The 18,983-nt window shown below is 72.3% G+C and carries 13 protein-coding genes; 2 read left to right on the top strand and 11 right to left on the bottom strand.

The window, feature by feature from the left end; genetic code table 11:
• Positions 1–29: 29 nt before the first annotated feature.
• From GV126_RS03845 to GV126_RS03830, 4 genes are all read right to left on the bottom strand, one after another.
• Positions 30–752, bottom strand: coding sequence for a VOC family protein (locus tag GV126_RS03845; protein ID WP_159662680.1), 723 nt, complete (start codon positions 750–752; stop codon positions 30–32).
• A 237-nt stretch (positions 753–989) separates the two neighbouring features.
• Positions 990–2,513 carry an APC family permease gene (locus GV126_RS03840; RefSeq protein ID WP_236569868.1) on the bottom strand — a complete coding sequence of 508 codons (1,524 nt, stop codon included), beginning with the start codon at positions 2,511–2,513 and terminating at the stop codon, positions 990–992.
• Between the two features lie 298 nt (positions 2,514–2,811).
• On the bottom strand, positions 2,812–4,179 hold the full coding sequence (locus GV126_RS03835; RefSeq protein ID WP_159662678.1) for an aminotransferase family protein: 1,368 nt from the start codon (positions 4,177–4,179) through the stop codon (positions 2,812–2,814).
• A 224-nt stretch (positions 4,180–4,403) separates the two neighbouring features.
• Positions 4,404–5,876 (bottom strand): aldehyde dehydrogenase family protein, encoded by a 1,473-nt coding sequence (locus GV126_RS03830; RefSeq protein WP_159662676.1) that lies wholly within the window; start codon positions 5,874–5,876, stop codon positions 4,404–4,406.
• A 244-nt stretch (positions 5,877–6,120) separates the two neighbouring features.
• On the opposite strand from GV126_RS03830, the gene GV126_RS03825 reads away from it, so the two are divergent.
• Entirely contained in the window at positions 6,121–6,738 is a 618-nt protein-coding gene (locus GV126_RS03825) for a TetR/AcrR family transcriptional regulator (protein WP_159662674.1), read from the top strand.
• 216 nt (positions 6,739–6,954) lie between these two features.
• Here the strand turns inward: GV126_RS03825 and GV126_RS03820 are convergent, their stop codons facing one another.
• From GV126_RS03820 to GV126_RS03800, 5 genes are all read right to left on the bottom strand, one after another.
• Positions 6,955–7,881 carry a LysR family transcriptional regulator gene (locus tag GV126_RS03820; RefSeq protein ID WP_159662672.1) on the bottom strand — a complete coding sequence of 309 codons (927 nt, stop codon included), beginning with the start codon at positions 7,879–7,881 and terminating at the stop codon, positions 6,955–6,957.
• A 278-nt stretch (positions 7,882–8,159) separates the two neighbouring features.
• The gene (locus tag GV126_RS03815; RefSeq protein ID WP_159662670.1) at positions 8,160–9,518 is read right to left on the bottom strand and encodes an MFS transporter; all 1,359 of its coding nucleotides are present in this window, start codon (positions 9,516–9,518) and stop codon (positions 8,160–8,162) included.
• Positions 9,519–9,564: 46 nt separating this feature from the next.
• Positions 9,565–10,941, bottom strand: coding sequence for an aspartate ammonia-lyase (locus GV126_RS03810; protein ID WP_159662668.1), 1,377 nt, complete (start codon positions 10,939–10,941; stop codon positions 9,565–9,567).
• On the bottom strand, positions 10,830–13,100 hold the full coding sequence (locus tag GV126_RS03805) for a GH92 family glycosyl hydrolase (protein ID WP_159662666.1): 2,271 nt from the start codon (positions 13,098–13,100) through the stop codon (positions 10,830–10,832). The genes GV126_RS03810 and GV126_RS03805 overlap by 112 nt, the downstream gene beginning before the upstream one ends.
• 50 nt (positions 13,101–13,150) lie before the next feature.
• Complete coding sequence (locus tag GV126_RS03800) at positions 13,151–15,766, bottom strand: PA14 domain-containing protein (protein WP_159662664.1); 2,616 nt, start codon at positions 15,764–15,766, stop codon at positions 13,151–13,153.
• A 277-nt stretch (positions 15,767–16,043) separates the two neighbouring features.
• On the opposite strand from GV126_RS03800, the gene GV126_RS03795 reads away from it, so the two are divergent.
• On the top strand, positions 16,044–16,421 hold the full coding sequence (locus GV126_RS03795; protein ID WP_159662662.1) for a cupin domain-containing protein: 378 nt from the start codon (positions 16,044–16,046) through the stop codon (positions 16,419–16,421).
• Positions 16,422–16,452: 31 nt separating this feature from the next.
• Here the strand turns inward: GV126_RS03795 and glgC are convergent, their stop codons facing one another.
• Both glgC and glgA read right to left on the bottom strand, forming a co-directional pair.
• Complete coding sequence (glgC, locus tag GV126_RS03790; protein ID WP_159662660.1) at positions 16,453–17,673, bottom strand: glucose-1-phosphate adenylyltransferase; 1,221 nt, start codon at positions 17,671–17,673, stop codon at positions 16,453–16,455.
• A gap of 50 nt (positions 17,674–17,723) precedes the next feature.
• Positions 17,724–18,887 (bottom strand): glycogen synthase, encoded by a 1,164-nt coding sequence (glgA, locus tag GV126_RS03785; RefSeq protein ID WP_159662658.1) that lies wholly within the window; start codon positions 18,885–18,887, stop codon positions 17,724–17,726.
• Between the last annotated feature and the right edge of the window lie 96 nt (positions 18,888–18,983).

Here is an 18,983-nt window from a genome sequence, read left to right as displayed (position 1 = left end):
GGCGCGGGAGTCGTAGCGGGGCGGTGCGTCTACCGGTGCCTGCGGACGCTGAACTCGTTGCCGTCGGGGTCGAGCATCATCGTCCGGCCGCTGTCGCCCTCGCCGGCGTCGGTGCGTGTCGCGCCGAGCGCGAGCAGGCGGTCCAGCTCCGCTTCCCCCTCGGCGTCGGCGGGGAGCACCAGCTCGAAGTACAGCCGGTTCGTGCCCGTCTTCGGCGCCACCGGAGGGCCGCCCCAGGTGATCTTCGTGCCGCCGTCGGGCGATTGGATCGCGGTCTCCTGGTCCTGGTCCCAGACCAGCGGCCAGCGCAGCGCCTTGCTCCAGAAGTAGCCGACCTCCTGCGTGCCGTCGCAGGCCAGCGCTCCGATGACGCCGGTGTCGGCGAGGAAGGTGTTGCCCGGCTCGATGACGCAGAACTCGTTGCCGTCCGGATCGGCGAGCACCACGTGCTTGTCTTCCGGGAGTTGGCCCACGTCGATGTGTGTCCCGCCGAGTTCCAGCGCCCTGGCCACGATCTGCCGCTGGTCCTCCAGGGAGGTGCTGGTCAGGTCGAAGTGGGCCCGGTTCTGGCCGACCTTGGGCTCCTGGCTCGGCAGGAAGCGGATGCGGAACCCGGCGGTGTCGGGGGACGCGATCGTGATGCCGTCCTCCGGGTCGTCGGCGGGCTTCCAGCCCAGGACGCCGGACCAGAACCGCGCCAGGTCCGCGGGCCGGGTCGCGTGGCAGCAGATCGCGAAGAGGTGACTGGTCATACCCGTGCATCTCCCATCCGCCGGCGTCGCTGCGCCGCCCGGCTCACCCGTGAGCGCAGCCTAGGGGTCACCGCGCGGTCCCCGCACCCGGGTTTCCGGCATTGAGGAGACACCGAGGGGCGCCGGGCGGGCCCGTGGCGGGCCGTGTTCCGTGGGCGCCGCCGCGTCCGCCGCGGGCGCGGACGGTGCCGCGCGCCACGCCGGTGACCGAGGCGTTCACCGCGGCCGGAAACCATCTCAGACGGTGCCTTCGGGCTGAGCGCCGGGCTCCCCCGCTGCCGCCGGGAGGCCGTCCTGGCGGCGGGCCACCGCCACGCCGACGACCCCGACGGTCAGCAGGAGGGCGACGGTGCCGAGGGTGAAGGTCTCGAACGCGGCCCGGGAGACACCCCAGACGTCGTGGAAGACGTAGTCGATGCCGAAGAGTTGTTCCAGGACTCCGGGGAAGAGCGCGGACCAGGACCCGATGAGGATCCACGCGTAGACGAGCGCCGCGCAGCACAGGAAGCCGCGGGTGCCGAAGGGGACGCGGTAGGGCCGCGGGACGTCCGGCCGGCGCAGCCGCAGCAGGACCAGGGCGGGGACGACGACGAGGTAGGACAGCAGCAGCGTGGTGACGGCGACGGTGAGCACCACGGCGAACACGTCGGCCGCGTCGCCGTGCGCCAACCGCATGGCGGCGAGCATGAACACCGTGGCCACGGCCCCGGACAGCAGGTTGGTGCGCACCGGCGTGCCGAGCCGCGGGTGGAAGGTGCCGAGGGCGCGGGTGAAGAAGCCCCCGTCGGCGGCGGCCATGGCCTGCATGCGGTCGCTGACGATCATCCAGGCGCTGCCCTGGGTGAGCAGCGCGAAGACGAACATGACGGCGGTGATCTTCAGCAGGGGGCCCGCAGCGGCGCCGTAGACGCCGAAGACGAGGCGAGCGCCTTCCATGAAGCCGCCGATGCCGGTGACCTGGTGGGCGGGGACGACGGCGAGGAGGGCCAGGACCGGCAGCAGGTAGCAGCAGGCGGCGACGGTCGCGGAACGTCCGAGCGCGGCGGGCACGTCGCGCTGGGGGTCGTGCATCTCCTCACCGGCGGCGTTCGGTGCCTCGAAGCCGACGTAGGCGAACAGCAGGATCGGCACGAGGGCGAGGAAGCCGGTGGTGGTCGGGGCGAAGCTGGTGCCGGCCAGACCGTGGAAGCCGTGCCGCACGCCGTAGATCACGGCCGTGAGGGTGAACACGGCCAGCGCCAGGACCTTCGCCGCCGCGCCCACCGTGGTGATCCATTTGCCGCGGCGCAGGGAGACGACGGCCGTGAGGATGGCGATCCAGACGAACAGCAGTTTGAAGGTGTAGTCGGCCACCGTGCCCGAGCCCAGGTGGAAGACGAAGCCGTCCCAGGTCTGCGCGGCGAGGAAGACCAGGGAACCGCCCAGCCAGATGGGGTTGGTGACCCAGTACATGAGGGTCGTCAGGGCGGCCGCCGGCCGGCCGAGGGCGAGTTTGACCCACACGTACGGGCCGCCTTCCTGGGGGAACGCGGCGCCGGTCTCGGCGAACAGCAGGGCGTAGGGGACGAGGAAGAACAGGGCGATGGCGGCCGTCCAGGTGGCGGCCTCGCCGCCGCCGGTGGCGATCTGGCCGACGGTGTCGAAGGAGATCACCGCGGCGACGGCCATGGCGGTGATGTCGAACCGCTTCAGGCTGCGTTGCAGGGTGCCGGCCGCGGGCTGGGAGGCGCGTGGCTCGGTCGTCGAGAGGTTGGAGGACACGGGCAGTTCCTAGGGAGGGGAGAGGAGCAACTGCTGAGGGGGCGCGTGCGGTGCGCCGCTACGGTGTGGGGTCCGTGTCAGGTGGTGCTGGGCGGATCCTGGCCGGAAGGTCAGGAAGGTCCGGGAGGTCCGGGAGGTCCGGCAGGTCCGGCAGGTTCCAGGAGGCCGGGTCGGGAGGTCCGGGAGGCCCGGTCGAAGCCGTTCGGGCCCGGTCAGCCCGGGAGGCCCGGTCGGGGCCGGGCCTCCCGCAAGCGGCGTCAGGCGGCCCGGAAGCGGCGTCCGACGGCCAGGAGCGGCGTCAGGCGGCCCGGATCTCGCCGGTGGGTTCGGTGCGTTCCAGGACGCTGCGCAGCGCCGACGCCGCTTCCTGGGCCTCCGCCTGGGTCATGATCAGCGGCGGGGACAGCACCAGGCTGTGCGCGGAGTCGCGCACGATCACGCCGGTCTCGCGGCGGATGACGTCGTGCGGCATCCGGTCGGGACGCAGCGGCAGGGGTGCACGGGTGGCGCGGTCGGCGACGAGTTCGACGGCGAGCATCATGCCGACCGAGCGGATCTCGCCGACGATCGGCAACTGACCCAGCTTTTCCTGGAGTTGGGCGTGCAGGAAGGCTCCGATGCTGCTCGCGCGGGCGAGGAGGCCCTCCTTCTCGATGATGTCCAGGTTGGCGCCGGCCACCGCGGTGGCGACGGGGTGGCCGTTGTAGGTGTAGCCCATGGGGAAGCCGTGGTCGCGCAGCAGGACCTCGGCGACGTGGTCGCCGACCAGGAGGGCGCCGAGGGGGACGTAGCCGGAGGTGATGCCCTTGGCGGTGACGATGATGTCCGGGGTGACGCCGAAGTACTGGGCGGCGAACCACTCGCCGACGCGGCCGTAGGCGGTGACGACCTCGTCGAAGATCAGCAGGATGCCGTGCCGGTCGAGGACCTCGCGCACCCGGGGCCAGTAGTCGGCCGGCGGGACGAGCATGCCGCCGACGCCCATGATGGGTTCGCCGATCATCGCGGCGATGTTCTGCGGACCGATCTCGGCGATCCGCTCCTCCAGTTCACGGACGAGGAAGTCGGTGACCTGTTCGGGGGTCAGCGGCCGGCCGCCGTAGAGGTCGCTGCGGTACGGCCACGGCGGGGTGAGGTGGGAGACGTGCGGCATCATCGGGGCGAAGCCCTCGTGGTACAGGGGGAAGCCGGTGGCCGAACCGCCGCCGTAGCCGATGCCGTGGTAGGCCTTGCTGCGCGCCAGGATCCAGGTCCGGCTGCTCTCGCCGCGCCGGTGGTGGTAGTAGCGGGCCATCTTGATGGCGGCCTCGTTGCCCTCGGAGCCGCCGGAGGTGAAGTAGACGTGGTTCAGGCCCTCGGGGGCGAGGGAGGCCAGGCGGGCGGCGAGTTCGATGGCGCGCTCGTTGGAGAACTCCCAGAAGCTGGTGAAGTACTCCAGCTTCTTCATCTGCTCGTGGGCGACGTCGGCCAGTTCGGTGCGGCCGTGGCCGATCTGGGCGAGCCAGAGGCCGCCGGTGGCGTCGAGGTAGCTGCGGCCCTCGGTGTCGGTGAGCCGGCAACCGGAGCCGGAGGTCATGACCACGCGCTCGGTGGCGCTGCCCGGCAGGTAGGGGTGGATGATGTGGGCGCGGTCCAGCCGGGTGAGGTCTGCGGCGTCGAGGGTCATCGGTGGTGCGTCCTTTGTTCGGTAGGGGTTCGGTAGCTGTTCGGTGGTGGGGTTCGTGGCCGGAAGGGCCGGTGTCGCCGAGGCGGTGCGGGAGGGCTGGTGTCGGGCCTGGTCCGGAAGAGACGGTGTCGGCGGCGCGGTCCGGAAGAGACGGTGTCGGCGGTGTGGTCCGGAAGGGACGGTGCCGCCGGCGTGGTCCGGAAGAGCTGGTGCCGCCGGTGCGGTCAGGAGTGTGCGATCCAGGTCGTCTTCAGGCCGGTGTACTTGTCGAAGGAGTGCAGGGAGAGGTCGCGGCCGTGGCCGGACTGCTTGAAGCCGCCGAAGGGAGTGAACGGGCTGAGCGCGTCGACGGTGTTGACCGAGACCGTGCCCACCTGCAGGGCGTCGGCGACGCGGTGGGCCCGTCCGAGGTCCCGGGTCCACACCGAGGCGGCCAGTCCGTAGCTGGAATCGTTGGCGAGGCGCACCGCCTCGGCCTCGTCGCGGAAGGGCAGCACGGTCAGCACGGGGCCGAACAGTTCCTCCCGCACGAGCGGGGCGTCGGGTCCGAGGCCGGTGACGACGGTGGGGTCGAGGTAGGCGCCGTCCCGGTCGGGGCGTGTGCCGCCGCACACGAGTGTGCCGCCCGATGACCGCAGGGCCGCGAGGATGCGGTCCACCTGGGCCTCGTCGACGAGCGGCCCGAGCCGGGTCGCGGGGTCGAGCGGGTCGCCCGGCAGGTATGCGCGGGCGTGTGCGGCGACCGCGGCCGTGAACTCTTCCTCGACGGACGCCTCGACCAGCAGGCGGGTGGTGGCGGAGCACACCTGGCCGCAGTTGTAGACGAAACCCCAGGCGGCGCGTTCCGCGGCGGCCTCCAGGTCGGCGTCGGCGAAGACCACGTCGGGACTCTTGCCACCGGCCTCCGGCCACACCTGCTTCATGTTGGACTCGGCCGCGTAGGCGAGGAACCGCTTGGCCACGGCGGTGGAGCCGGTGAAGACCAGGGTGTCCACGTCCGGGTGGAGGCCGAGCGCCCGCCCGGTCGTCTCCCCCGGGCCGGGGACGACGTTCAGGACGCCGTCGGGCAGGCCGGCCGCCGAGGCCAGTTCGGCCAGCAGCAGGGCCGACAGCGGGGACTGCTCGGCCGGCTTCAGGACGACGCTGTTGCCCGCGGCCAGGGCGGGCGCCAGCTTCCAACTCGCGATGTCCAGGGGGAAGTTCCAGGGCACCACCGCGCCCACGACGCCCAGGGGGACGCGGCGCACCAGGGCGAGGTTGCCGGGCGGGGCGGGGGCGACCTCGTCGTAGAGCTTGTCGACGGCCTCCGCGTACCAGGCGAAGACACCGGCCGCGCCGGGCACGTCGGTGCCGTGGGACTCGGCGATGGGCTTGCCCATGTCCAGGGTGTCGCACAGGGCGAGTTCCTCGCTGTGCTCCTCGATGAGGCGGGCGAGGGCGAGCAGGACCCGCTTGCGCTGCGCGGGCGCGGGGCGCGACCAGCGTCCGTCCTCGAAGGAGGTGCGGGCCGCGGCCACGGCCCGGTCGACGTCGGCGGCCGAGCCGGCCGCCACATGGGCGGTGGTCTTGCCGGTCGCGGGGTTGACGGTGGGGAACCACCGGTCCTCGGCGGGGTCGGTCCACGCTCCGTCGATGAACAGGCGCGTGCGGGGCGTGAGGTCGGCGGCGCGCTGCCGCCAGTGGGCGTACGACTGCATGCGGGTGCCTTCGATGTGCGTCGTGGGACGGGGGCGAACCGGTGCCCGGTCGGGTCGGGTGCGGCCCGGACCGTGGCGGGGATGCCGCTGCGAGGCGGCGGGCGCGGCCGGGCGAGGGGCTCGGCAGCGAACACCCGAGCCGGTTTCTTTGAGTCGAGATTCAAACAATAGGCGAACCGGCCGTCAATGCTTGGGGCGAGAACTTCTTGCGAAGACTGATGCGGGTGACAGAGAATCGATCACCATGGGGAAAGCCGGTAGACCACGCAACCAGACCGCACGCAGGCAGGCCCTCGTCTCCGCCGCGGGGCGGGCCATCGCCGAACGCGGGCTGGAGGGCCTGCGCATCAAGGACATCGCGGACGCGGCGGGTGTCTCGCAGGGCTCGGTGCTGTACTACTACCCCGAGTTGGACGACCTCGTCCTGGAGGTGCACCGGGGTGCCGTCGAGAGCTATCTGGCCTCACGGCAGCGGGCCTACGACGAGGCGCCCGCCGGGGACCCGGCGGCGCGGCTGCGGGCCCTGCTGCACAGCGGTCTGCCGAGCTTGACGGACGATCCGGTCCACGGACTGCTGTACGAGCTGCACCGGCGCGCCGGCCGCAGCCCGGGCCATGCCGAGCTGATGACCTCCCTGTTCGCCCGGGAGGTCGCGCTCTACACCACCGCCCTGGAGGTCGGCGCGGCGACCGGGGTGTTCACGCTCGCCGCGTCCGCGCAGGATCTGGCGCACAGCCTGGTGGCCCTGGAGGACGGCTACGGCCTGCACATCGTCAGCCACAACGCCGCGCTGCGCCCGGACCGGGCACGTGAGCTGATCATGGCCCACGCGCGAGCCGTGACGGGCCGCGCCGACCTGTGAACCTGCCGGGTCCGGCTGCGCATGTGGGGTCCGGTGCACGTGTCGGATCCGTGCACCTGCCGGGTCCGCTGCACCTGCCGGGTCCGGTGCACATGTCGGGTCCGGTGCACATGTCGAATCCGTGCACCTGCCGGTTCGACAGCCACCGCACGCGGGCACACGACGGCCACCGCCCGCAGGCATCCGGCGGCCATCGCCCGCAGGCAGGCTGCCGGCTCAGTCGCCGGCGGCCCCCGCGGCGATCTCCCGCAGCAGGTCCATCACCGCCCGGGCACGGGCGGTCTGGGTCATGCCCCGCACCGTTGCGATCTTGACCTCGAGCGGAGGGCCGCCGTCGCGGAGCTGGAGTTCCGCGATCTCGCCGCCGCCGTAGGTCTGGCTCGTCGCCGGCCGCTGGTTGAGCACGGAGTAGCCCAGCCCCCGGGCCACCAGGGACCGCACGGTCTCATAGCTCTGGGTGCGGTAGCGCACGTCGGGCGCGGTGCCGGTGGCGGCCACCAGTGAGCGGAAGTAGTCGCGGCTGTGGGGCAGGTCCAGCAGGACGAGCGGTTCCGCGGACAGGTCGGCCAGCTCCACGCTGCCGCGCCCGGCCAGCGGGTGATCGGCCGGGACGATGACATAGGGCGGCGCCAGGGCGATCGTCTCGGTGCGCAGGTCCGTCTCGGCCGACAGCCCGAGGCCGTAGGTGAGCGCGAAGTCGATGCGGCCCGTCGTCAGGGCGTGCAGGAGCTGGTCCGTCTCCCCCTCCACCACGTCGATCTCGATGCCCGGGTGGCGTCGGGTGCACTCGCTGAACAGGGGCGGCAGGTAGGACGGGGCCAGGGTGACGAAGCAGCCGACGGCGACGGGACCGGTGATGGTCTCGCCGTCCCCCCGGGCCTCCCGTTCCACCTCACGGGCGCGGGCCAGCAGGTCCCGTGCCTGCTGGCGCAGCCGTTCCCCGGCGGGTGTGAGGGTCAGCCCCCGCCCGCGGCGGCGGATGAACAGCTGCACCTGGAGGTCCCGCTCCAGGTTGTGGATGGCCGCGGACACGGCGGACTGGGCGATGTGCAACTCCGCGGACGCCTCCGTCATCGATCCGCGTTCGGCGGCGACGAGGAAGTAGCGGAGCTGAACGAGTGTGAAACCCACCGGTGACGTCATGCGTGACCCTCGTGCCGGGTGATCGTGTCCGCGCCGACCTTATACGGCGTCCTTGTACGGCGTCCTTGTACGGCGTCCTTGTACGGCGTCCTTGTACGGCGTCTTTGTACGGCGTCCTTGTACGGCGTCGGCCGGGACGCGTGTGCGCGCCCGCACGCCTGCGTGCGGCGTACGGGCGCGCGGGCCAGGGGGACATCGGGCTCCCGCCGCTCGCGGCAGCGCTTCGGGGAGCCGTGCCGAGGTGTCGCAGCAGCGGGCATCGACGGCCGACGCCTCGCCTAGTCGGCGTCGGTGGCCGTGGTGTCGGGCGGGACGTCCTCCGGGCGCAGCAGGGCGGAACCGGCGGTCTCCCGCAAGGACAGTGCGGCGACCAGGCCGCACAGGGCGAACACCATCAGGTACGGGCCGGGCACCAGGGTGCTGCCGGTGGCGGAGATGAGCACGGTCATCAGGTACGGCACGGTGCCGGCGAACAGGGCGGCGGTGATGTTGTAGGCGATGGACAGGCCGCTCTGCCGTGTCCGGGTGGGGAACGTCTCCGCCGACCACACCGCGTACGTGCCGAGGATCGCGGCCAGGATCGCCCCGAGCAGCAGGCCGGCGATCCACGTCCCGGCGAGCCCGGTCCGCATCAGGAGGAAGGCCGGGGTGGAGACGACCAGCAGGGCCGCCGTCGCGCCGACGAACACCGGCTTGCGTCCCACCCGGTCGGACAGCAGGCCGAACAGCGGCACGAGCACCAATCCCAGCAGCGAGATCACCGTGGACAGCAGGGCGGCGCTGCCGGCCGAGTGCCCCAGGTGGTCGGTCTCGTAGGTGACGAGGTAGGTCAGCACCGCGTAGAAGGGGACGTGCATGGCCGCCATCAGGCCGGCCGCCTGGAGCAGTTCCCGCTTGTGGGAGCGCAGCAGCTCCCGCGCGGGGCTGCGCGGGATGGCGTCACCGGCCTGCAGTGCCCGGTACTCCGGGGTGTCCTCGATCTTGCTGCGGATGATGAAACCGATCACGCCCAGCGGCGCGGAGACGAGGAAGGGGATGCGCCAGCCCCAGGAGGTGAGCTGGTGGTCGTCGAGTCCCGCGGACAGCAGCAGGAAGACGAACGAGCCGGCCAGGAAGCCCAGCAGGGAGCCGACCTCCAGCCAGCTGACACCGAATCCGCGCCGGCGCCGGGGCGCGCTCTCCGCGAGGAAGCTCGCCGCGCTGCCGAACTCGCCGCCCGCGGCGAAGCCCTGGACCAGCCGCAGCACCACCAGGAGGATGGGTGCGGCGACCCCGATCGAGGCGTAGCCGGGCAGCAGACCGATCGTCAACGTGGCGCCGGACATCATGAAGATGACCAGTGACAGCGTGCGTTTGCGGCCGATGCGGTCGCCGAGCGGTCCGAACACCAGGGCACCGATCGGCCGGATGCCGAACGACACGGCGAACACCCCGAACACGGCGAGCAGTCCCGTGGTGCTGTTCTCGGCCGGGAAGAAGACGGTGGCGACGGTGCCGGCGAGATAGGCGTAGGCAGCCCAGTCGAACCAGTGCACGAACACGCCGACCGCTCCCGCGGCGACGCTCCTGCGCAGTGCGACCACGTCGGTGGCCACCGACGCTTCGGCCGTCGTGGCGGCGATGTTGCTGGTGCGCATACGCGCCTCCTTGGGGAGAGGGGTGGGCGAGCCGGTGCCGTGGTCCTCAGACCGCGGGCAGGCCGGTCAGGGAGGCGGGAGAGGTCAGGTCGCGCAGTTCCGCCTCGGTGAGCAGCGCGCGCTCGCGGACGAGGTCGAGCGCGGGCCGGCCGGTGTGGTGCGCCTCCAGCGCGATGGCGCAGGCGGTCTCGTAGCCGAGTGCGGGGCCGAGCGCGGTGACCAGTCCGGTGGAGGCGGCGACCGTGTCCGCGAGCCGGCGCCGGTGGGCGGTGATGCCGCGCACACAGTGCTCGGTCAGGACGCCGATCCCCGCGGTGAGGTGGGCGAGGCCCGCGCTCAGACTGCGGTAGATGACCGGTTCGAAGGCGTTGAGCTGGAGCTGGCCGCCCTCGGCGGCGAGCGTGACGGTCACGTCGTTGCCGATGACCTCGAACGCGATCTGGTTGACCGCCTCGGGGATCACCGGGTTGACCTTGCCGGGCATGATCGAGGATCCGGCCTGCCGGGCGGGGAGGGCGATCTCGCCGAGGCCGGCCTGCGGTCCCGAGGACAGCAGGCGCAGGTCGTTGCAGATCTTGGACAGTTTCACGGCTGTCCGCTTGAGCACGCCGGAGAGCTGGACGAAGACGCCGACGTCCTGGGTGGCCTCGACGAGGTCGGGCGAGGACACCAGGGTCGGGATGCCCGTCAGCCGGCGCAGGTGCTCCATCGCGCGTTCCCGGTATCCGGGGCGGGCGTTGAGTCCGGTGCCGATCGCCGTGCCGCCGAGGTTCAGCTCGTGCAGGAGCAGCCACGCTTCCGACAGCCGCTGCTCGTCCTCGGCGAGGGTGGCGGCGAACGCCCCGAACTCCTGGCCGAGCGTCATGGGGACGGCGTCCTGCAGCTGGGTGCGCCCCATCTTGAGCACGTCGGCGAACTCGGCGGCCTTGGCGGCGAAGGCCTCGCGCAGGCCGGCCAGCGCGCCGAGCAGTTCGGCGAGGTGTGCGTGCAGCGCCAGTTTCACCGCGGTCGGATAGACGTCGTTGGTGCTCTGTCCGAGGTTGACGTGGTCGAGGGGGTGCAGGACCGCGTACTCGCCCCGGTGCCGTCCGAGCAGTTCCAGGGCGCGGTTGGCGATGACCTCGTTGGCGTTCATGTTGGTCGACGTGCCCGCGCCGCCCTGGATGAGGTCGACCACGAAGTGCTCCCGCAGCGCCCCGGCGCGGATCTCGGCGCAGGCGTCCGCGATCGCCGAGGCCAGTGCGGGGTCCAAAGCGCCGACCTCGGCGTTGGCGCGGGCCGCGGCGTGCTTGACCGCCGCCAGGGCGCCGATCAGGTGCGGGCGGGCGGCCAGTGTCTCCCCGGTGAGCGGGAAGTTGGCCACCGCGCGGGCGGTGTGCGCGCCGTAGTAGGCGTGAGCCGGCACGTCGATGTCGCCGAGCATGTCGTGCTCCGTGCGGTGCTCGTGCTCGTGCTCGGGCGGGGCGGGGCGCTGGGGATGTCCACGCGGGGGAAGGCGGGCGTGGTCAGGGCCCAGACGGCACAGCCGGGCTGCACCGGGTACAGGCCGAGGGAGGACAGCACCATCCAGGCGGACATGGTGCCCAGGTCGTCGTTGCCGGTCAGTCCGGCCGGCTCGGCGGTGAACAGGGTGAGCGCCGCGTGCACCACGTCGGCGGTCTTCCACGGCTGCCCGGTCCACAGATAGGTGTAGGGGGCGCTCAGGTCCGGTTCGTTGTTCGGGTTGTACCGGTCGCTGCCGTAGTAGGCGTACGGCCCGTGCACCCACTCCTCGCGGGCGGTGCGCGCGGGGTCGGTCAGCAGTCGGTCGTAGGCGAAGAACCGGTCCAGCCGCTCCTCGGCGCGCCGCCGGCCGCCGATCAGCTCGATCAGGCCGGGGACGTCCTGGGGCACCAGCCACTGGTAGTGCCAGGCGGTGCCCTCGTGGAAGCCGGCCCCGTGCGCCGGGTCGGCCGGACCGGTGAAGGCGCCGGTGGTGTCGCGGGCCCGGAAGAAGCCCGTGGCGGGGTCGTAGAGGGTGCGGTAGGCGCGGGAGCGGGCGGCGTACCGGTCGGCGTCCCGACGGTGTCCCAGGGCGCGGGCCATCTGGGCGAGCATCGCGTCGGACAGGGCGTACTCCAGCGTCGCCGACGCGCCGAAGGCGTAGTCGGAGTGGCCGGGCCTGGGGGGCTGGTGGTCCTTCACATAGGGGACGTAGCCGCGGGCGAGGTAGTCGGGGTTGCCGTCGCGGCCCACGGCGGGCGAGGCGGCGGGCGGCACCCCGTCGGCGTTGCGCCGCAGCGCCCGGTAGGCCCGTTCCTCGTACCCGGCGAGCAGGCCCTGCTGGAAGGCGTTGGTCAGAAACGGGGTGACCGGGTCGCCGGTCATCACGTTCGTCTCCACCGTGCCGTAGCCCCACTTGGGCAGCCAGCCGCTCTCCTCGGCGACGTGGACCACGGAGACCGCCATGTCCCGGGCCTCGCGCGGCGCGAGCAGCGACAGCAGCTGGGTCTGGGTGCGGTAGGTGTCCCACAGCGACCAGTTCTGGTAGTAGGTGAAGCCCCGTGCGCGGTGGATCCGGCCGTCCCAGCCGGTGTAGCGGCCGTCGGCGTCGCTGCCGGTGTTCGGCGCGAGGAAGGACCGGTACAGCGCCGAGTAGAACGCCCGGCGGCGGCCGAGGTCGCCGCCGTGAATCCGTACGTCCGCCAGCCTTCTCTCCCAGGCCCGGCGGGCGGCCTGCCGGACGGCGTCGAAGGAGCGGCCGCCCTCGGCGCGCAGGTTGGCCGCCGCGCCGGCCGCGTCGACGTACGACAGCGCGGTGGTCGCCTCGACGGTGCGGTCCTCGGTGGTGTCGAAGCGGACGTAGGCGCCGCCGTGCCCGGTGCGCGCCCCGGGGGTGACGGTGGTGCCGTCCCAGGTGCCGTAGGCGGTGAAGGGCCGGTCGAAGCGGGTGATCGTGTGGACGGTGTACGGCAGGGTGTCCTTGCAGAAGCCGCGGCCGGTGACGGTGGTGCGCACGGTGCGGTCGTCGAGGATCTCCACCTCGGAGGCGACGGTGCGGTGCAGCGCCTGGGCGGCGTTCAGCAGGACGTCGGCCTTGTCGGTGGCGGGGAAGGTGTAGCGCTGCACCCCGGTGCGGGCGCTGGCCGTCAGCTCGGCCTCGATGCCGCTGTCCAGCCCCACCCTGTAGTAGCCGGGACTCGCCCGCTCGTCCTCGTGCCGGAAGCCGGCGGCGTACCGCGCGTCGTCCGTCTGCGTGACGTCCCCGGTGGCCGGCAGCACCGGCAGGTCGCCGCCGAGGCGGCAGCCGACGCCGGAGAGGTGGACCAGGGAGAAGCCGCGGATGCGGCGGTGGGCGTGGTCGTAGCCGGCGTAGTGGCCGGTGTCCGGGGAGAGCTGCACCATGCCGAAGGGCACGGCCGCGCCGGGAAAGGTGTTGCCCTCGTTCGTGGTGCCGATGAACGGGTCGACCAGGTCGGTCGGCCGCTCCTCGGGCGGTGCGGCGGCCCGTGCGCCGGCGGGAGCGGCGGACAGCGCGGACGCTGTCACCGCCCCCGCCAGGCACAGGCGGAGCGCCAGTCGAAGGCGCCGGGTCCCTCTCATGCGGGAAGTCCTCCGGGAAGAGTCGTTGCCTGCATGATCGGGTCTGACGGTCAGCCGGCCGGGCATCCCGCGGGTGTCGCGCGCGACGCGTCGCGGATGAGCGCCTGCTGGGCGGCCCGCACCCGTGCCGCGTCGGGCTTGAGCACCGTGCGGTCATAGGTCAGCAGCCCGTTGAGTTCGCCCTCGACGTCGCTGATCTGGGTGTAGACCGCGCCGTTGCTGCCGCGGCACACCAGTGCGCGCACCTCGTCCAGCTTGGCCAGGTAGTCGTCGGTGTCCGTCGTCGGGTCGACGTCGACGTAGCTCTGCTGCACCGACCAGGCGTGCCCGGGCACGGCAGGGCCGAGCCCGCCGTACTCGCCGCTGACCAGGGCCCGCTTGCCGTCCGGGTGCGGCGGCAGGGCGGGTGAGGGGTAGCCGTGCTCGTCGATGATGTCGCCGGCGCCGCCGTCGGTGCCGAGGTTGATGCCGGACATGCCGTTGACCAGCCGGGTCGCGTCCCAGCTCTTGGCCTGCTCGGCGATGCGGGCCTCGTCGTACTGGCCCCAGCCCTCGTTGAAGGTGACCCACATGACGACCGACGGGCTGCTGATGTGCTCGTCGATCACCTGCTTCATCTCCCGCTCGTACTCGGCGCGGGCGGCGGTGGACGGGTCGACGCCCGCGGTCATCGCCGGCATGTCCTGCCAGACCATCAGGCCCAGCCGGTCCGCCCAGTAGAACCAGCGGTCGGGTTCGACCTTGATGTGCTTGCGCACGGCGTTGAAGCCGAGCTGCTTGTGCACCTTCAGGTCGTAGGCCAGGGCCTCGTCGGTGGGCGCGGTGTACAGGCCGTCGGGCCAGAAGCCCTGGTCGAGGGTGGCCATCATGAAGACCGGTTTGCCGTTGAGGACCGTGCGCGGGACCCCGCCGACGTTCTCCACGGCGATGGAGCGCATGCCGAAGTAGCTGCCGACCTCGTCGGCGCCCACCCGCACCTTCAGTCCGTACAGGAACGGGTCGTCGGGCGACCACAGGTGCGCGTCGCGGATCGTCAGGGTCAGCGGGCCGCCGGTGCGGCCGCGGACCGTGGCGACCTGCCGCTTGCCGTCGTACGCCGTCGCCGTGACCGGTACGCCGGCCCGGACGCCCTGGGCCTCGACGGTCAGCGTGCCGTGGGCGACGTCCGGGGTGAGCTTCAGGGAGCCCACGTGGTCGGGGGCGACCGGCTCCATCCACACCGTCTGCCAGATGCCCGAGGTGGGCGTGTACCAGATGCCGCTCGGGTCCAGGCGCTGCTTGCCCAGCGGCGGGTTCTCCCCGCCGGGGGCGTCGGTCGGGTCGTAGACGCCGACGATCAGCTCCTGGGCGCGGCCGGGCTTGAGGGCGTCGGTGATGTCGGCGCTGAACTTGTCGTAGCCGCCCTGGTGTGCGGCCACCTCGGTGCCGTTGACGTAGACGTCGGCCTTCCAGTCGACCGCGCCGAAGTTCAGCTGCAGCCGCTTGCCGTGGCCGACGTGCCAGCCGGCCGGGACGGTGAAGGTGCGCCGGTACCACATGCGGTCCTCGTGCCGCTCGATGCCGGAGAGCTGCGACTCCACCGGGTAGGGGACGAGGATCCGCTCGGGCAGGGTCTTGCCCACCGGCGGCTGCTCGCCGGCCTGCGCGGCGGCGAACTGCCAGCGGCCGTTGAGGTTCTGCCACTGGGTGCGGGTCAGCTGCGGGCGCGGGTACTCCGGCAGCGCGTTGTCCGGGCCGACCTGGTCGGCCCACCGGGTGCGCAGTTCGTAGGTGGAGTGGTTGGCGCCGCTGCTGAAGAAGGCGCCGACCGCGTGGCCGTCGGCGGAGGCGAGGCCGCCCTGTCCGTCGTAGCGGACGTCCGCGGTGCCGCGGGCCGTGCCCGTCTTGTTGCCGACCACCGGCTCCTTCAGCGCCACCAGCACGGCGCGCGGGTCGGTGGCGTCCAGCCGTGCGCCGCCCAGCGGCCAGGTGGCGCCGCCGATCACCGCGTTCAGGTGGGCGGTGAGGCCGGCGGGCGGGGCGGCGAGCTTCTGCGCGAAGTCGAGTTTGAGGGTGCGGCCGTCGGCGAGGACGGTGGTCGCGATGGCGCCGTCGTAGGCGTAGCCCTCGGGCAGCAGGAACGCCGACTGCGGGACGGGCTCCTTGGTGCCGCCCGGCTCGGTCCAGCGCACGTGGAGGTTGGAGCCGCCGTAGTGCTCGAAGTACTCGACCTTGATGTCGTAGGCCTTCCCGGCGGTCAGCTCCACCGGGGCGGAGGTCTGCTCCTTGTCCCAGTCGTCCACCCAGTGGTCGATGACGAGGGAGCCGCCGACCCACAGGCGGAAGCCGTTGTCGCCGGTGATCGAGAAGGTGTGGGCGCCGGTCTTCTCGGGGACAATCCGGCCGGTCCAGCGGACGCTGACGTCGTCGGAGCGCCCGGTGGCGGCGGCCAGGCGGGGTTCGAGGTTGTCGAAGTCGAGCGCGGGGTCGAACGCGGTGGCCTTCAGCTCGTGGAAGTCGAAGGCGCCGGGGGCGGACTGGGTGTAGTACTCGCCCTTGAGTCCGTGGACCTCGACGGGGTCGTCGCCGACGTCCGCCCGGGCGGTGGGCGCCGCGCCGAACGCGGCGAGACCGAGGGCCGCGGCGAGCAGGAGCGCTAGTCGGTCTCTGAGACGGGTGGTGCGCACGCATCCTCCTGGAGGGAAGGAAACTGGCGGCTCTTGTGCGCTGCCCGGTTGCGGGTTTGTTCGTTCTGGTGTGGAACAACGTTGTCATGGGCAGCAGAGGGATGACAGCACGGAATTCCGCTCACGTCCAGGGACATGACAAAAGCAGGCAGTGACCGGGCGGGGGGAGGGAGATCCAAGTGGACCGGTGGGCCTCCGCGCGCGCACCATGGGGGCGTCACGTCCGTGTGCGTGCCTCCCGCGACGCGCCCCTCACCCGCGGAAGGGAGTGAGCCGGATGCCCAAGGTCTCCCGGGACACCGCCACCCAGGGCGGCGACTACGGCCCGGTCGTCGAGCTGTCCGAGGACCTGGAGCCCTACACGGTCGACTTCCGCAGCTTCCGCGAGGACATCGACCTCACCCCGCTGCTGAAGGAACTGCCGGACGGCCGCTGCCAGTGCCCGCACTGGGGGTACGTCTTCAAGGGCGAGCTGGTGCTGCGCTATCCCGACCACGAGGAGACCTTCCGGGCCGGGGAGGCGTTCTACGCCCCTCCCGGGCACGTCCCCGTGCACACGGCGCCGGGCACCGAGTACGTGCAGTTCAGCCCCACCGAAGAGGTGCGCCGCGCCAGCGCGATCACGCTGAACCGCTTCCCGCCGCTGAACGGCTGAACGCCCGCCCTCCCGCTCCGGGCGCGCTTCCTCACGGCACCCGCTGCCCCTTCCCCAGAGCGATCACCCCGCCCTTGGAGACGGTGTACAGCTCGGCGTCCCGCTCGGGGTTGACGCCGATCGTCGCGCCCGGCGGCACCTCGACGTTCTTGTCCAGGATCGCGCCGCGCACCACCGCGCCCCGGCCGATGTGCACGTTGTCGTGCAGCACCGAGCCCTGCACCACCGCGCCCGGGTCCACCCGCACCCCCGGGGAGAGCACCGAGCGCGTGACCTGCCCGCGGATCAGACAGCCCGCGCTGATGATCGACTCCCCCGCGATGCCACCGGCGTTGAACCGGGCGGGCGAGAGCTGGGTGGAGTGGGTGTAGATCGGCCAGTCGCGGTTGTAGAGGTTGAAGGCGGGCCGCTCGGCGATCAGGTCCATGTGGGCGTCGTAGTAGGCGTCGAGCGTGCCCACGTCCCGCCAGTAGCCCTGGTCGCGGCTGGTCTCCCCGGGCACGTGGTTGGTGCCGAAGTCGTACAGCTGCGCCTCGCCGCGCTCGGTGAGCTGGGGCAGGATCGAGCCGCCCATGTCGTGCACCGAGTGCGGGTCCTCGGCGTCCCGGTGCAGGGCGTCGATGAGCGTCTTGGTGGTGAAGACGTAGTTGCCCATGGACGCGAACACGTGCTCCGGGTCGTCGGGCAGGCCCGGGGGATCGGCCGGTTTCTCCAGGAAGCGTTCGACGCGGCGCCCGTCCGAGGCCGGGGTGATCACCCCGAACGACGACGACTCCGCGCGCGGCACCCGGATGCCGGCGACGGTCACCCCCGCGCCGCTCTCGATGTGCTGCTGGAGCATCTGCCGCGGATCCATGCGGTAGACGTGGTCGGCGCCGAAGACGGCGACGTGGTCGGGCTGTTCGTCGTGGACCAGGTTGAGCGACTGCAGGATCGCGTCCGCGCTGCCGAGGTACCAGCGGGGGCCGAGCCGCTGCTGCGCCGGGACGGGGGTGACGTAGTTGCCGAGCAGGCTCGACATGCGCCAGGTGGTGGTGATGTGCCGGTCCAGCGAGTGGGACTTGTACTGGGTCAGCACGCAGATGCGCAGGATGTCGCCGTTGACAAGGTTGGACAGCACGAAGTCGACGAGGCGATATGTTCCGCCGAAGGTGACCGCGGGTTTGGCGCGGTCCGCGGTCAAGGGCATCAGGCGTTTGCCCTCACCGCCCGCGAGGACGATCCCGAGGACCGAAGGTCCACCACGACGCATGGCCGCTCCCCTCACCCGGATGCACCACTACTGCCCCTCGCCCGAGCGCGCTAAGCCTGCGCGAGGACCTGCTCGTACAGCCGCACCGTGCGCCGCGCGACCGCGTCCCAGCCGAACTCCGCCACCGCGCGCCGCCGTCCCGCCTCGCCCATCCGGCGCGCCGCCGCCGGACCCGCGGCCCCCGTGCCCGGGGCGCGGGCCAGCCCCGCCGCGAAGTCGCCGTCCACGTCGACCAGCAGTCCGGTCCGGCCGTCCTCGACCACCTCCGGGATGCCGCCGACCCGGGAGGCCACCACGGGCGTGCCGCACGCCATGGCCTCCAGGTTGACGATGCCGAGCGGCTCGTACACCGAGGGGCAGACGAAGACGGCGGCGTGCGTGAGCAGCTGGATCACGTCCGGGCGGGGCAGCATCTGCGGGATCCAGTGCACACCGGCCCGCACCCGGCTCAGCTCCTGGTACAGCTCGCGGAACTCCCGGTCGATCTCCGGGGTGTCGGGGGCGCCCGCGCACAGCACGACCTGCGCGGCCGGGTCGATGTCCCGCACCGCGCGCAGCAGATGGGGCACGCCCTTCTGCCGGGTGATGCGGCCGACGAACAGCACGTAGGCGCGGTCCGCGTCCAGGCCGATCCGTTCCAGGGCGTCGGTGCCGTGGTCGGGGCGGTACAGCGCGGTGTCGATGCCGTTGTGGACGACGTGCACGCGGTCGGGGTCCAGGCCCGGGTAGCAGCCGAGGATGTCCTCGCGCATGGCCCCGGAGACGGCGACCACCGCGTCGGCGGCCTCGAACGCGGTCTTCTCCGCCCAGCTCGACAGCGCGTACCCGCCGCCCAGCTGCTCGGCCTTCCACGGCCGCAGCGGCTCCAGCGAGTGCGCGGTGAGCACGTGCGGCACGCCGTGCAGGAGCTTGCCGAGGTGGCCGGCGAGGTTGGCGTACCAGGTGTGGGAGTGGATCAGGTCGCAGCCGGTCAGCGCGGCGGTCATGGCCAGGTCCACGGAGAAGGTGCGCAGGGCGTCGTTGGCGTCGTCCAGCGCCGGCCAGGGGCGGTGGCGGACGACACCGGCGGCCCGCTCCGCCGCGGACGCCTCGCCCCAGCAGTGCACCTCCAGGTCGACCAGCTCGCGCAGTTCCCGGGCCAGGAACTCGACGTGGACCCCCGCACCGCCGTACACGTCCGGCGGGTACTCCCGGGTCAGCAGTCCCACGCGCACCCGCAACCCCCTGGTCTCGGTGGCCGGTCGGCGTGACCGGTCGTCTTCATGGTCACTCGGATACGGCGCGCGGGGAAGAGCGCGGGGGCGGTGGAA

It is taken from the genome of Streptomyces mexicanus, from assembly GCF_902506575.1.
Classification (GTDB): Bacteria; Actinomycetota; Actinomycetes; order Streptomycetales; family Streptomycetaceae; genus Streptomyces; species Streptomyces mexicanus.
The sequence above is the reverse complement of the archived record's forward strand: the minus strand, read 5'-3'. Positions and strand labels throughout refer to the sequence as shown.